The organism is Streptomyces fumanus (assembly GCF_014655295.1).
Taxonomy (GTDB): Bacteria; Actinomycetota; Actinomycetes; order Streptomycetales; family Streptomycetaceae; genus Streptomyces; species Streptomyces fumanus.
Map to the genome: position 1 here is coordinate 98151 of NZ_BNBI01000019.1, position 13858 is coordinate 112008.

A 13858-nucleotide genomic window follows, 5' to 3' on the forward strand; every position below is an offset into this window, starting at 1 on the left:
GGGCCCCCGCGGCGCCCCCGTCAGCGCGCGGCCAGCGCGGACCGCACCGCCTCCAGATCCGCATCCGACGCCAGCCCCGCGTGATACAACCGCAGCTCCGTCGCCCCCAGCTCCCGCGCCCGCGCCAGGTCGGCGGCGAGGGTGCCCGGGCTGCCGCCCATCCCGGAGACGATCGTCAGGTTGGCGGCGAGGACCGTCCCCTCGCGGGCGTGCTCCGCGAACGGCGCCAGCAGCCCCGCCCCGCCCGTGCAGGGCACGACCACGCCGTCCGCGACGCCGAGGATGTGCGCGGGGTCGACCCCCGCGTTGGCGCCGCAGTGGTACGACACCGGGTCGGCGTGCAGCAGCACCTGGAACCCGTCGGGCGCCGCGGCCCGCACCGCGCCGACCGCCGCCTCCTGGAGCCCGCGCGCGGTGGTGTCCCGCCACGCGCGCGTGGCCCGCGCCCGCGTCTCGCCGAGCAGTTTCTCCACGCCCGCCCAGCCCCCGTCGGACGGTGCCGACCCCCGCCACACCGGCTCCAGCGCCTCGCGCACCGCGGCGGCCAGTCCGTCGGGGTCCAGGCCCTGTCCGCCGTACCCGGCCCGGCAGTCGGGGCAGAAGCAGAGCGACATCAGATACTGCCCGGCGTCGCCGAGCCCGACCCCGCCGGTCTTGTCGTGGGCGTGCAGATGGGCCAGCCCGTACCAGCCGAGGGACTCCAGTTCGGTGCCGCGCGCCCCGGGCCGCACCGCCGCCTCGGCGGCCAGGTCGACCAGGTACGCGCGCGTGGCGGGTTGCGCGACGCACGGCGCCCAGGGGTAGCGGTCGCCGTAGGCGTTGACGACCGAGGTCTGCGGGTGCTCGGCGCCCAGGCGGGAGTTGTGGGCGAGGACGACCCAGGTGTGCACCTCCAGGCCCGCGTCCGCGAGCGCGGCGGCGGCCGCCCCGTACGCGTCGCCGGGCGCCCAGGCACCGGCCGGGTGGGGGCGCAGGGCGCGGCCGGTCCAGCGGTCGTCCGGCGGGTAGAGCACGGCGGCGTGCTCGGCGGTGACGACCCGGTGCCGGGGGTGGCGGGGGGTGAGGGCGCGGGTGGAGTGGTAGGCGGCGGCCAGCGTCACCTGCTCCACGCCGAGGTCCGCGACGGTCCGGGCGGCGGCCGGGTCGCCGTTGACGTCCCAGGGGTAGACGAACGCCGATGCCTTCACCGGGCCTCCTCCAGCAGGGCGTGCCCGCGCTCGGTCAGCCGGGCGAGCTGCTTGACGTGGTCCTCGGCCGGCTCGTGCAGCGGGGGCCGCACCTCCCCCACGTCCAGCCCGCCGAGCCGTACCCCGGCCTTGACCAGGGAGACGGCGTACCCGCGGCCCTGGGCGCGCAGTTCCACGAACGGCCGGTAGAAGCCGTCCAGCAGCCGCTCGACGGTGGCGTCGTCGCCGGTGTGCAGCGCGCGGTGGAAGGCGAGGGCGATCTCGGGGGCGAAGCAGAAGACGGCGGAGGAGTACAGCGTGACGCCGATGCCCCGGTAGGCGAGCTGGGTGAGTTCGGCGGTCGGCAGCCCGTTGAAGTACAGGAAGTCGCCGGGGACCTCGGCGCGCACCGCGCTGACGGTCCGCTGCATCAGGTCCAGGTCGCCGACGCCGTCCTTGAGGCCGACGATGCCCTCGGTGCGGGCGAGTTCGACCACGCTCGCCGGGGTGAACACGGCGTTGTCGCGCTGGTAGACGACGACCGGCAGGGAGGTCGCCGCGGCCACCTCCCGGTAGTGCCGGACCAGGCCCTCCTGCCCGGCGACGACCAGGTACGGCGGCATGGCGAGCAGTCCGTCGGCGCCGGCCTCCTCGGCCAGGCGCGCGTACCGCACGGCGAGCGCGGTGCCGTACCCGGCGCCGGCCACCACGGGCACCCGGCCGGCCGTCTCCTCGACGGCCGCGCGGACGCACGCCTGGAACTCCTCGGGGGTGAGCGCGTGGAACTCCCCGGTGCCGCAGCACGCGAACACGGCGGCGGCGCCCGCCGCCACGCCCTGGCGGACATGGGCGCGGAAGACGTCGAGGTCGACCTCGCCGCCGGGGCCGTATGCCGTGACGGGGAAGAACAACGGCCCGCTGGGGACGGTGAGTCGTACGGCGAGAGGGGCTGACGTCACGGGCGCTCCCGATTCCATCGGTATCGGTTCCATATTCATGATCTGTGTCCACATTTATGAACAGACTCACGCTAAGCCGCCTCCTGGAGGCCGGTCAAGCGGGCCGGCGCCCGACACACCAGGGGTTTCGCGGTTTGGGCAGACCTCTTGACGGGCCCCGACGCCACTCCCTAGCGTGTCCACGCTTGTGAATGCCGTACGCGCATATGCACACGGTCGACCCAAGGAGACCCGAGGATGCCCGCTCCCCGCACCGTCCTGCTCACCGGCGCCGCCGGCGGACTCGGCACCCTGATGCGGAACCTGCTCCCCGCCTTCGGCTACGAGCTGCGCCTGTTCGACCTGCGCCCGATCGAGGGCGAGCCGGACGCGATCACCGCGGACCTCTGCGACACCGCGGCCGTCCGCGAGGCGGTCCGGGGCGTCGACGCGATCATCCACCTCGCGGGCATCTCCCTGGAAGCCCCCTTCGAGAAGATCCTGAAGGCCAACATCGAGGGCACGTACCACCTCTACGAGGCCGCCCGCGAGGAGGGCGTCGGGCGCGTCGTCTTCGCCTCCTCCAACCACGCGGTCGGCTGGACGCCCCGCCCGCAGGGCGACGACCCGCTCATCCCCGTCGACACCCCGCGCCGCCCGGACACCTTCTACGGCCTGTCCAAGTCCTTCGGCGAGGACCTCGCCCAGCTCTACTGGGACAAGCACGGCCTGGAGACCGTCTCGGTCCGCATCGGCTCCTGCTTCCCCGAGCCGACCAGCGTGCGGATGCTGTCGGTGTGGATGAGCCCCGCCGACGGCGCCCGCCTCTTCCACGCCGCGCTGACCGCGGAGAACGTCGGCCACACCGTCGTCTACGGCTCCTCCGCCAACACCCGCCTGTGGTGGGACCTCAGCACCGCGCGGGCGCTCGGCTACGACCCCTGCGACGACTCCGAGCCGTACGCCGCGAAACTCATCGCCGAACAGGGCGAACTGGACCCGGACGACCCGGCCCACGCCCGCCTGGGCGGCCACTTCGTGACCGACCCGCCGATCTGGCCGTACTGACCGGATCTCATCGCCACACGGAGCGGACGGGCAGCGAACGGGCCCGTCCGCTCCACCATTCGGGCATCCGCGCTGCCCGATCCCACCTCCCGCGGTACCGCGCCCCAGGTACGCGACGGTCACCCCGCAGCCGAACCGGGCACAAGCGGGCAGCATCCCTTCCGCAACAGACCTGGTCAGCACCGCGCACCCGCTGTAGAACTTCCTCCACGGGCCCCGGCGGGCCCGAACGGGCAAGGACGCGCGTGAGGCAGGTGGGGACATGGGCACCAGGACGGCGGAAGAACGCCAGCGCGAGATCGTACGCATCGCCCGGGCCACCGGCTCGGTCGACGTGACCGCCCTCGCGGCCGACCTGGCGGTCGCCAAGGAGACCGTCCGGCGCGATCTGCGGGCCCTGGAGGACCACGGCCTGGTCCGCCGCACCCACGGCGGCGCCTACCCGGTGGAGAGCGCCGGGTTCGAGACCACCCTCGCCTTCCGCGCCACCAGCCACGTGCCCGAGAAGCGCCGGATCGCCACCGCGGCCGCCGAACTGCTCGGGGACGCCGAGACCGTCTTCGTCGACGAGGGCTTCACCCCGCAGCTCATCGCCGAGGCCCTGCCCGGGGACCGCCCGCTGACCGTGGTCACCGCGTCCCTGCCGGTCGCCGGGGCGCTCGCCGGACGCGGCGACACCTCGGTGCTGCTGCTCGGCGGCCGGGTCCGGTCCGGGACGCTCGCCACGGTCGACCACTGGACCACCAGGATGCTGGCCGGGTTCGTCATCGACCTGGCCTACATCGGCGCCAACGGCATCTCCCGGGAACACGGCCTGACCACCCCCGACCCGGCGGTCGGCGAGGTCAAGGCGCAGGCGATCCGGGCCGCCCGCCGCACCGTGTTCGTGGGCGTGCACACCAAGTTCGGGGCGGTCAGCTTCTGCCGGTTCGCCGAGGTCGGCGCCCTGGAGGCGATCGTCACCAGCACCCTGCTGCCCGCCTCCGAGGCCCACCGCTACTCCCTGCTGGGCCCCCAGGTCATCCGCGTCTGAAAACCCAACTCACCCACCTGTAGGGCGCGTCCGCACCCTCGCGCGCCCTTTATCTCCCCTTATGTTCAGGAGCGATCCATGCGAACCCAGAGCCGACGGAGGCCGCGAGCCACGCTCGCCGCGGCCGCCGCAGGGACGCTGCTCGCCCCGCTGCTCTCCGGCTGCTGGGTCGGGGCGGGCGGAGCCGGGTCCGGTGGCGACGCCATCAACGTCCTGATGGTCAACAACCCGCAGATGGTGCAGTTGCAGAAGCTCACCGCCGGCCACTTCACCAAGGAGACCGGCATCAAGGTGAACTTCACCGTCCTGCCGGAGAACGACGTCCGCGACAAGATCAGCCAGGACTTCGCCAACCAGGCCGGCCAGTACGACGTGGCCACCCTGTCCAACTACGAGATCCCCATCTACGCCCGCAACGAGTGGCTGCACGAGATGGACCCCTACGTCGCCAAGGACACCGCCTACGACGAGCAGGACATCCTGCGGCCGATGCGCGAGTCCCTCACCGGCGACGACGGCAAGCTCTACGGCCAGCCCTTCTACGGCGAGTCGTCCTTCCTGATGTACCGCAAGGACGTCCTCGCCGAGAAGGGCCTGACCATGCCGGCCCGCCCCACCTGGACCCAGATCGCCGACATCGCCGCCCGGGTGGACGGCGCCGAGCCCGGCATGAAGGGCATCTGCCTGCGCGGACTGCCCGGCTGGGGCGAGCTCATGGCCCCGCTGACCACCGTGGTGAACACCTTCGGCGGCACCTGGTTCGACCAGGACTGGAAGGCCCGCCTGGACTCCCCCGAGTTCGAGAAGGCGACCAAGTTCTACGTCGACCTGGTCCGCGAGCACGGCGAGTCCGGCGCCGCCCAGGCCGGCTTCGCCGAGTGCCTGAACAACATGACCCAGGGCAAGGTCGCCATGTGGTACGACGCCACCTCCGCCGCCGGTTCCCTGGAGTCCGCCAAGTCCCCGGTCAAGGGCAAGCTCGGCTACGCCCCCGCGCCGGTGGAGAAGACCGACTCCGCCGGCTGGCTCTACACCTGGGCCTGGGGCATCCAGAAGGCGTCCCGCAACCCCGACAAGGCGTGGAAGTTCGTCTCCTGGGCCTCCAGCAAGGAGTACGAGCAGTTGGTCGGCGACCGGGTCGGCTGGTCCGACGTACCGGCCGGCAAGCGCGCCTCCACGTACGACAACCCGGACTACCGGGCGGAGGCCGCCGCCTTCCAGGAGATGACCAAGGAGGCCATCGAGGGCGCCCGGCCCAAGGACCCCGGCGTGCAGCCCCGGCCCGCGCCCGGCATCCAGTTCGTCGGCATCCCCGAGTTCACCGACCTCGGCACCAAGGTCTCCCAGGAGATCAGCGCGGCCATCGCCGGACGCCAGTCGGTCGAGTCGGCCCTGAAGAAGTCCCAGGCCCTCGCCGAGGAGATCGCTAAGGAGTACGAGGGACGATGACCGCCACGACCACGGCCCCCGTGGCCGCCCCCGACGTCCGCACCCCCGCACGGCGCCCCTCCCCCCGGCTGCGGGCCTGGGCCACCCGGGCCCCGCTGCTGCCCGCCCTGGTCTTCATGATCGCGGTCACCCAGTTGCCGTTCGTGGCCACGCTGGTGATCTCCTTCTTCGACTGGAACAGCCTCTATCCGGACGCCCGCAGCTTCACCGGACTCGCCAACTACGGCGAGGTCCTCTCCGACGCCGATCTGCGCAAGTCGGTGTGGACCACGGTCCTGCTGACCGTGGCGGTGGTGCTCGCCAGCCTGATCCTGGGTCTGGCCCTGGCACTGCTGCTGGACCGCAGGTTCCGGGGCCGCGGCCTGGTGCGCACCCTGCTGATCGCCCCGTTCCTGGTGGTCCCGGTCGCCGCGGCGCTGCTGTGGAAGCACGTGCTCTACAACCCCGAGTACGGCCTGCTCAACGGCCTGCTGCACTACGTCGGCGGCCCCCAGCCGGACTGGATCTCCGACACCCCGCTGCTCGCGGTGGAGGCGTCACTGGTGTGGCAGTGGACGCCGTTCATGATGCTGATCCTGCTGGCCGGCCTGCAGAGCCGCGACCAGCAGCAGATCGAGGCCGCCCGGGTCGACGGGGCGAGCGACTGGCAGATCTTCCGCCACCTCACCCTCCCCCATCTGCGCCGCTACCTCGAACTCGGCGCCCTGCTCGGCTCGATCTACATCGTGCAGAACTTCGACGCCGTCTTCACCCTCACCTCCGGCGGCCTGGGCACCGCCAACCTGCCCTACACCGTCTACCAGAGCTTCTACCAGGCCCACGAGAACGGCCTCGCCTCGGCCGCGGGCGTCCTGGTCGTCATCGGCTCGATCATCATCGCGACCTTCGCGCTGCGCGTGGTGTCGTCCCTGTTCCGCGAGGAGGTCTCCCGCGCATGAACGCCATCCGCAGAAACGGCCTCGGCCTGGTGGCCTGGCTGGCCGGCGTCGTCTTCTTCCTGCCCATCGCGTGGATGGCGCTGACCTCCTTCCACTCGGAGGAGGACGCCGCCACCAACCCGCCGTCCTTCGCCGCCGCCCTGACCCTGGACGGCTACCGGGAGTTCTTCGGCGCGGGCGGCGGCGCCAGCCCCTGGCCCTCGCTGATCAACTCGGCGGTGGCCTCGGTCGCCTCCACCCTGCTCGTCCTGCTGCTCGCCCTGCCGGCCGCGTACGCGCTGTCCATCCGGCCGGTGAAGAAGTGGACGGACGTGCTGTTCTTCTTCCTCTCCACCAAGATGCTGCCGGTGGTCGCGGGCCTGCTGCCGATCTACCTGTTCGCCAAGAACACCGACCTGCTCGACAACATCTGGCTGCTGGTCGTCCTCTACACCTCCATGAACCTGCCGATCGCGGTGTGGATGATGCAGTCCTTCCTCGCCGAGGTGCCGGTCGCCGTGATCGAGGCGGCCCGGGTGGACGGCGCGAAACTGCCGGTGATCCTGGCCCGGGTGGTCGCGCCCATCGCCCTGCCGGGCATCGCCGCGACCTCGCTGATCTGCTTCATCTTCAGTTGGAACGAACTGCTCTTCGCCCGGGTGCTGACGGGCGTGGTCGCCGAGACCGCCCCCGTCTTCCTGACCGGCTTCATCACCAGCCAGGGCCTGTTCCTGGCCAAGGTGTGCGCCGCGTCGCTCGTCATCTCCCTGCCGGTGCTCGCCGCGGGGTTCGCCGCCCAGGACAAACTGGTCCAGGGCCTGTCGTTGGGAGCCGTGAAATGAAGGCCGCCGTCATCGAGTCCGTGGGCCGCGCCGTCGTCACCGAGGTCCCCGACCCGACGCCAGGGCCGCGCGAGGTCGTCGTCCAGGTCGCCGCCTGCGGCCTGTGCGGCACCGATCTGCACATCCTCCAGGGCGAGTTCGCGCCCAAACTGCCGATCACGCCGGGCCACGAGTTCGCGGGCGAGGTGGTCGGCGTCGGCACCCAGGTCACCGAGGTCGCGGTCGGCGACCGCGTCGCGGTGGACCCGTCCCTGTACTGCTACGAGTGCCGCTACTGCCGCGAGGGCCACAACAACCTGTGCGAACGCTGGGGCGGCATCGGCGTGACGACGGCCGGCGGCGCCGCGCAGTACGCGGTGGCGCCCGTCGCCAACTGCGTGAAGCTGCCCGAGCACGTGCGCACCCAGGACGCGGCCCTGATCGAGCCCCTGTCCTGCGCGGTCCGCGGTTACGACGTGCTCCGCTCCCGGCTCGGCGCCCACGTGCTGATCTACGGCTCCGGCACGATGGGCCTGATGATGCTGGAACTGGCCAAGCGGACCGGCGCGGCCAGCGTGGACATGGTGGACGTGAACCCGGCCCGCCTGGAGACCGCCCGCGGCCTGGGCGTCTCGGCCTCGGCCGCGTCGGCGGACGAACTCGACCGCCCCCAGGGCTGGGACCTGGTCATCGACGCCACGGGCAACGCGGCGGCGATCCAGGACGGCCTGGACCGGGTCGCCAAGGCCGGAACGTTCCTTCAGTTCGGGGTGGCGGACTACGCGACGCGCGTGCGGATCGACCCGTACCGCATCTACAACCAGGAGATCACCATCACCGGTTCGATGGCGGTCCTGCACAGCTACGAACGGGCGGCGGAACTGTTCGCCAACGGCGTCCTCGACCCGGAGATCTTCATCAGCGACCGCCTCCCCCTGGACCGCTACCCCGAGGCACTGGAACAGTTCGCGGCGGGCGTGGGCCGCAAGATCGTGGTCGTGCCGTAAAACCCCCTGGGCCCCCGCTCCTCAAACGCCGGACGGGCTGATTCTTCAGCCCGTCCGGCGTTTGAGGACGAGGCCGTTCAGGCCGATCGGGGGTCCGGGGGCGGAGCCCCCGGGGATGGGACGGGTAGGGGCGGCGGGGGCGAAAACCGTCCGCCCGACCGCCCGGCCGACCGATCGGCCGACGGTAAGGGAACGGTAAAACGCCCTCGCTCGTTCACCCGGCATGACAGTCATGACCCCCGGCTCGAACATCCCCCTCCCCGCCACCCGCGTGACGGTGGACGTCACCGCCCCCGTGCGGCTCGACGTATCGGGCCTGCTGCTCACCGCCGACGGCAAGGTGCGCTCCGACGACGACTTCATCTTCTACAACCAGCCCACCGGCCAGGGCGTCACGTACCGCTCCGGCGGCGGCACCGCCCCCGACGCGATCACGGTGGACACCGGCGCGGTCCCCCCGGGCATCGAGAAGATCGTCGTCACGGCCAGCCCCGACGCCCCCGGCCAGACCTTCCAGGGCATCGAGCCCACGGCCACCATCCGCAACGCCGACGACCAGGCCGTGCTGGCCACCTTCACGCCCCCGCGGCTCGGCACCGAGACCGCCCTGGTGATCGTGGAGATCTACCTGCGCAACGGCGCCTGGAAGGCCCGCGCCGTCGGCCAGGGCTACGCCAACGGCCTCGCGGGCATCGCCACCGACTTCGGCGTCTCGGTCGAGGAACCGGCCGCCCCGGCCGCCCAGCCGGTCACCCCGCCCCCCGCCGCCGTCCAGCCCCCGCCCCCGCCGGTCACCGCCCCCGCCGCCCCGCCGGCCCCGCCGGCCGCGCCCCCGGCCCCCGCGCCCGGCACCGGCAAGGTCAACCTGGACAAGGGCCGCGTCAGCCTGCAGAAGAACCAGACGGTCTCCCTGGTCAAGGGCGGCCGCCCGGTGCTCTCCACGGTCCGGATGGGCCTCGGCTGGGAACCGGCGTACCGCGGCAAGGACATCGACCTGGACGCCTCGGTCATCGCCTACGGCCCGCAGCGCAACCACATCGACAGTTGCTACTTCGGCAAGCTCCAGATCGTGGGTGGCGCCATCCAGCACTCCGGTGACAACCTCACCGGCGAGGGCGGCGGCGACGACGAGGTGATCAGCGTCGACCTGGGCCGGCTCCCGCAGGAGGTCACCGGTCTGGTCTTCACGGTCAACTCCTTTTCCGGGCAGAAGTTCACCGAGGTCGCCAAGGCGTACTGCCGGCTGCTGGACGGCGCCACCGGCGAGGAGCTGGTCCGCTTCGACCTCACCTCCGCCGAGCCGCAGACCGGTGTGCTGATGGCGAAGCTGATCCGGCAGTACTCCGGGGAGTGGGAGATGACCGCGCTCGGCGACTTCGTGAAGTCCCGCACCGTGCGCGGGATGGTGAAGCCGGGCGCGCAGGCCCTGTGACCGGACACCGGCCCCCTCCGCGCCGAGGAGGGGGCCGGTCCGGGGCGCCGCGTCCGACGAAGTCCGGCGCGGGCCCTTGACCCGCGCCGGTGGTCGCAATAGACCTCCAACCACCTGGAGGACCGTGGGGAGGCGAGCCGCGGTGGACGCACGTCGGGCGCGCAGCCGCCACGAGGCCGAGCTGATGGGCCTGCCCGGGGTGACCGGGGTCGGCACCGGCCGGGACGAGCAGACGGGCGAGGAGGTCGTCGTCGTCTTCGTCACCCGCGACACACCCCGGGACCGGCTCGCGAAGCCGGACCTGATCCCGGAGGAGCCCGACCTGATCCCGGAGGAGCCCGACCTGATCCCGGAGGAGCTGGACGGCGTACCCGTACGGGTCGTCGTCATCGGCGAGTCGGGGCCGCGGGAGTAGCCGCCCGGGCCCGCGATCCACAGCACTCGCCGCACCCGAGGAACAGCCCAGCTCACCCCTCCGCCGCCAGGGGCACCCCAGGTCAACCCCCTTGTTGCGACCGCGCCTTGAACGCCGCCTTGCGGGCCTCCTTGGCCACCTTCTTGTCGGGGTGCAGCCGCCCCATCGCCTCCAGGACGTCCGCGGTGGCGGGGTGGTCGACCCGCCAGGCGGTGTCGAAGAAGCCGCTGTGCTGCGCGGCCAGGCCCTCCACCAGGGCGCGCAGTTCCTCGGAGTTGCCCTCGGCGGCCAACTGCGCGGCGACCGTGTCGACGGTCAGCCAGAAGATCATGGCCTCGGACGGGGCGGGCACGTCCCCGGCGCCGTGCTCGGTGAGCCACACCCGGGCCAGTCCGCCCAGCTCCGGGTCGCCGAGGACCTCCCGCAGCGCGGGCTCGGCCTCGGCGCCGACCAGGGCGAGGGCCTGCTGGCAGCGGAGCCGGCGCAGCGGTGCCCCGGCGTCGGTGCCGCGCGCCGCGGCCAGCAGCTCCCGGGCGGCGGCCAGCGGCTCCCGGCGGGCCAGCCAGTGCTCGGTCTCGGCGTGCGCGGCGCCCGGCGGGAACGCGGCGGTGCCGTCGAGCAGCGCGTCGGCGCCCTTGTCGGCGAGGTCCCCGACGGCCGGCGCGTCGAACCCGGCCTCCAGCAGCCGGGCCCGCAGCCCGTACAGGCCGAGCGGGGTGAGCCGCACCATGCCGTAGCGGGCCACGTCGGTGTCGTCGACGGGCGGCGCGGGCTCCTCGCCGGTGTCGGACATCAGCTCCTCGTCGACCGGCCGGTACGCCACCAGCCCGACCGGCTCCAGCAGCCGGAACTGGTCGTCCAGCTTCATCATCGCCTCGGAGACCCGCTCCAGCACGGCGTTGCTGGGCTCCTCCATGCCGTCGGGGACCAGGACGGAGGCGGCCAGCGCGGGCAGCGGCACCGGGGCGTCGCCGGGCGCGTCCTCGCCGACGGTGAGCAGGTACAGGTTGGCGAGCACCCCGTCGAGGAACTCCGCCTCGGCCTCGGGGTCCCAGTCCACGGCGGACAGGTCCAGCTCGCCCTCGCCCTCGGCCATCGCGTCGATCAGCGAACCGAGGTCGGGCACGCTGGCGTCGGCGAGGACCGACTCCAGGGCGGCCAGCCAGACGCCGAGCACGTCCCGCGGGGAGCCGCCGGTGATCCGGGACAGCTCCTCGCCGGCCGTGACGGTGCCCGCCTCCTCGTCGGCGACCTCGACCAGCCCCGCGTCCACGGCCACCCGCCACGCCTCGCTCGCCTGGGCGGGGGCGTCGCCGCCGGTCAGCCCCAGCGCCTCGGCCGCCGCCGGGAGCTGCTCCTCGGCGAGCGCGCCGCCCGCGTCGACACGGGTGTCCGCCCCGGCCCAGCGGGCGAGCCGGACGGCCCGGGAGAGCAGGGGGGTGGAGAGCGCGTCGCGGGCCAGCTCCGCTTCGGGGTGCAGCCGCGCGGGCGGCAGGGTGGAGCTGTCTGACATCAACTGTTTCTCCTCGCGCACCTCGACCGCCGTACGGCCACCTGGACGCCGTACGGCTCAGCCGCTCAGCCTAGACGGGTTTCCACCCATGCCGCCCGGTTCATCTCCCCGTCGGCCGCCGTACATGGCCGAAACCTTGACAACGGGCCCGCTCCCGCAGGAGATTGACGCGCGTAGAAGTAGGGGGCACAAGTGTTCACTCAAGGGTGCTCGTCCCCCTCCCGTCCCACTCCTCACCCTCGTTCCGGCGTTTCACCGCTCAGTCCCCGGAGGGCTCCCTTGCCGAGCAAGTCGTCCGCGCGTCTCGCCGCGCTCACCGTCGCCGCCGTGTGTTCCGCGGCCTCCACCGTCGTCATCGGCTCCCCCGCGCACGCCGCCTCCGTGCGCGTCCACGACATCCAGGGCACCACCCGGGTCTCCCCGTACGCCGGACAGCAGGTCACCGACGTGACCGGGATCGTCACGGGCGTGCGCACCTACGGCTCCTCCAAGGGCTTCTGGATGCAGGACCCCGCCCCGGACGCCGACCCGGCCACCAGCGAGGGCGTCTTCGTCTTCACCAGCTCCACCCCGAAGGTCGCCGTCGGCGACGCGGTCAGCGTCTCCGGCACGGTCTCGGAGTACGTCCCCGGCGGCACCTCCTCCGGGAACCAGTCGCTGACCGAGATCACCCGCCCCGCCGTCACCGTCGTCTCCAGCGGCAACCCGGTCCCCGCCGCCACCCGGATCGACGCCCGCTCGGTGCCGCGCGCCTACACCCCACAGGCCGGGGGCGGCTCGATCAACGCGCTGCCGCTGCGCCCGGACAGGTACGCCCTGGACTACTACGAGTCCCTGGAGGGCATGAACGTCCAGGTCGCCGACGCCCGCGTGGTCGGCGCCACCGACCCGTACACCGAGCTGTGGGTGACGGTGAAGCCGAAGGAGCACCCCAGCGCGGGCGGCGGCACGGTCTACGGCTCCTACGACTCCCAGAACACCGGCCGGCTCCAGATCCAGTCCCTGGGCAAGGCCGCCGACTTCCCCGACGCCAACGTCGGCGACACCCTCGCCGGGACCACCGCCGGCCCGCTGGACTACAACCAGTACGGCGGCTACACCCTCGTCGCCGGCCGGCTCGGCACGCTCCAGGACGGCGGCCGGGAGAAGGAGACGACCCGCGCCGCGTCCCGCCGCGAGCTGGCGGTGGCGACGTACAACGTCGAGAACCTCGACCCGTCCGACGACACCTTCGCCGCGCACGCCGCCGCCATCGTGCACCACCTCGGCTCCCCCGACATCGTGTCCCTGGAGGAGATCCAGGACGACAACGGCGCCACCGACGACGGCACGGTCGCCGCCGGCCGGACGGTGACGAAGCTGATCGACGCGATCGTGGCGGCCGGCGGCCCGCGCTACGACTGGCGCTCGGTCGACCCGGTCGACAAGGCCGACGGCGGCGAGCCCGGCGGCAACATCCGCCAGGTGTTCCTGTTCGACCCCGAGCGGGTCTCCTTCACCGACCGCGCGGCCGGCGACGCGACCACGGCGACCGGGGTCACCAAGGTCCGCGGCAAGGCCGCGCTGACCCACTCCCCCGGCCGCGTCGACCCGTCGAACCTCGCCTGGGAGAACAGCCGCAAGCCGCTCGCCGGCGAGTTCGTCTTCCGCGGCAGGACGGTCTTCGTCATCGCCAACCACTTCGCCTCCAAGGGCGGCGACCAGGGGCTGACCAGCCAGTACCAGCCCCCGGCGCGCGGCTCCGAGACCCAGCGGCACCTCCAGGCGACGGCCGTCAACACCTTCGTCAAGCAGATCCTCGCCGCCCAGAAGAACGCGGACGTCATCGCCCTCGGCGACATCAACGACTTCGAGTTCTCCACCACGGCCCGCCTGCTGGAGGCCGACGGGGCGCTGTGGTCGGCGGTGAAGTCGCTGCCGGAGGACGAGCGGTACTCGTACGTCTACCAGGGCAACAGCCAGGTGCTGGACCAGATCCTGGTCAGCCCGGCGATCCGGCGCGGCGGCCACTTCACGTACGACAGCGTGCACGTCAACGCGGAGTTCCACGACCAGATCAGCGACCACGACCCGCAGGTGCTGCGGTTCCGCCCCTAGGG

At 72.7% G+C, this 13858-nt stretch carries 12 protein-coding genes and 1 pseudogene; 9 read left to right on the top strand and 4 right to left on the bottom strand.

Going from position 1 to position 13858, the window contains the following annotated elements; translation table 11 throughout:
* Positions 1-20: 20 nt before the first annotated feature.
* The gene (locus IE316_RS32090) at positions 21-1187 is read right to left on the bottom strand and encodes a hypothetical protein (protein ID WP_190208060.1); all 1167 of its coding nucleotides are present in this window, start codon (positions 1185-1187) and stop codon (positions 21-23) included.
* Positions 1184-2125, bottom strand: coding sequence for a 5-dehydro-4-deoxyglucarate dehydratase (locus IE316_RS32095; protein WP_190208061.1), 942 nt, complete (start codon positions 2123-2125; stop codon positions 1184-1186). The genes IE316_RS32090 and IE316_RS32095 overlap by 4 nt, the downstream gene beginning before the upstream one ends.
* 237 nt (positions 2126-2362) lie before the next feature.
* Between IE316_RS32095 and IE316_RS32100 the strand changes: the two genes are divergently transcribed.
* The 6 genes from IE316_RS32100 to IE316_RS32125 all read left to right on the top strand — a co-directional run bounded on the left by IE316_RS32100 (position 2363) and on the right by IE316_RS32125 (position 8399).
* Positions 2363-3172: an NAD-dependent epimerase/dehydratase family protein gene (locus tag IE316_RS32100; protein ID WP_190208062.1), complete on the top strand. Its 810-nt coding sequence runs from the start codon at positions 2363-2365 to the stop codon at positions 3170-3172.
* A gap of 262 nt (positions 3173-3434) precedes the next feature.
* The gene (locus IE316_RS32105; protein ID WP_190208063.1) at positions 3435-4205 is read left to right on the top strand and encodes a DeoR/GlpR family DNA-binding transcription regulator; all 771 of its coding nucleotides are present in this window, start codon (positions 3435-3437) and stop codon (positions 4203-4205) included.
* 78 nt (positions 4206-4283) lie between these two features.
* Complete coding sequence (locus tag IE316_RS32110; RefSeq protein WP_190208064.1) at positions 4284-5654, top strand: ABC transporter substrate-binding protein; 1371 nt, start codon at positions 4284-4286, stop codon at positions 5652-5654.
* Entirely contained in the window at positions 5651-6592 is a 942-nt protein-coding gene (locus IE316_RS32115; RefSeq protein WP_190208065.1) for a carbohydrate ABC transporter permease, read from the top strand. The genes IE316_RS32110 and IE316_RS32115 overlap by 4 nt, the downstream gene beginning before the upstream one ends.
* Positions 6589-7413 (top strand): carbohydrate ABC transporter permease, encoded by an 825-nt coding sequence (locus tag IE316_RS32120; RefSeq protein WP_190208066.1) that lies wholly within the window; start codon positions 6589-6591, stop codon positions 7411-7413. Before IE316_RS32115 ends, IE316_RS32120 begins: the two co-directional genes overlap by 4 nt.
* A complete protein-coding gene (locus IE316_RS32125; RefSeq protein ID WP_190208067.1) occupies positions 7410-8399 on the top strand; it encodes a zinc-dependent alcohol dehydrogenase family protein in 990 nt (329 codons plus the stop codon). The genes IE316_RS32120 and IE316_RS32125 overlap by 4 nt, the downstream gene beginning before the upstream one ends.
* On the opposite strand, the pseudogene IE316_RS36330 reads toward IE316_RS32125, so the two are convergent.
* Positions 8395-8542 (bottom strand): annotated as a pseudogene (locus IE316_RS36330) (cobyrinate a,c-diamide synthase); the annotation flags it as partial. The gene IE316_RS32125 and the pseudogene IE316_RS36330 overlap by 5 nt on opposite strands.
* A gap of 89 nt (positions 8543-8631) precedes the next feature.
* Between IE316_RS36330 and IE316_RS32130 the strand changes: the two are divergent.
* Together IE316_RS32130 and IE316_RS32135 are read left to right on the top strand one after the other, a co-directional pair.
* Positions 8632-9831, top strand: a complete 1200-nt coding sequence (locus IE316_RS32130) for a TerD family protein (protein WP_190208068.1) — start codon at positions 8632-8634, stop codon at positions 9829-9831.
* A 142-nt stretch (positions 9832-9973) separates the two neighbouring features.
* Entirely contained in the window at positions 9974-10246 is a 273-nt protein-coding gene (locus tag IE316_RS32135; RefSeq protein ID WP_229910641.1) for a hypothetical protein, read from the top strand.
* An 82-nt stretch (positions 10247-10328) separates the two neighbouring features.
* On the opposite strand, the gene IE316_RS32140 is transcribed toward IE316_RS32135, so the two are convergent.
* Positions 10329-11759 (bottom strand): hypothetical protein, encoded by a 1431-nt coding sequence (locus tag IE316_RS32140; protein ID WP_190208069.1) that lies wholly within the window; start codon positions 11757-11759, stop codon positions 10329-10331.
* 279 nt (positions 11760-12038) lie between these two features.
* On the opposite strand from IE316_RS32140, the gene IE316_RS32145 reads away from it, so the two are divergent.
* Positions 12039-13856, top strand: a complete 1818-nt coding sequence (locus IE316_RS32145; RefSeq protein WP_190208070.1) for a DUF8508 domain-containing protein — start codon at positions 12039-12041, stop codon at positions 13854-13856.
* Positions 13857-13858: the final 2 nt, after the last annotated feature.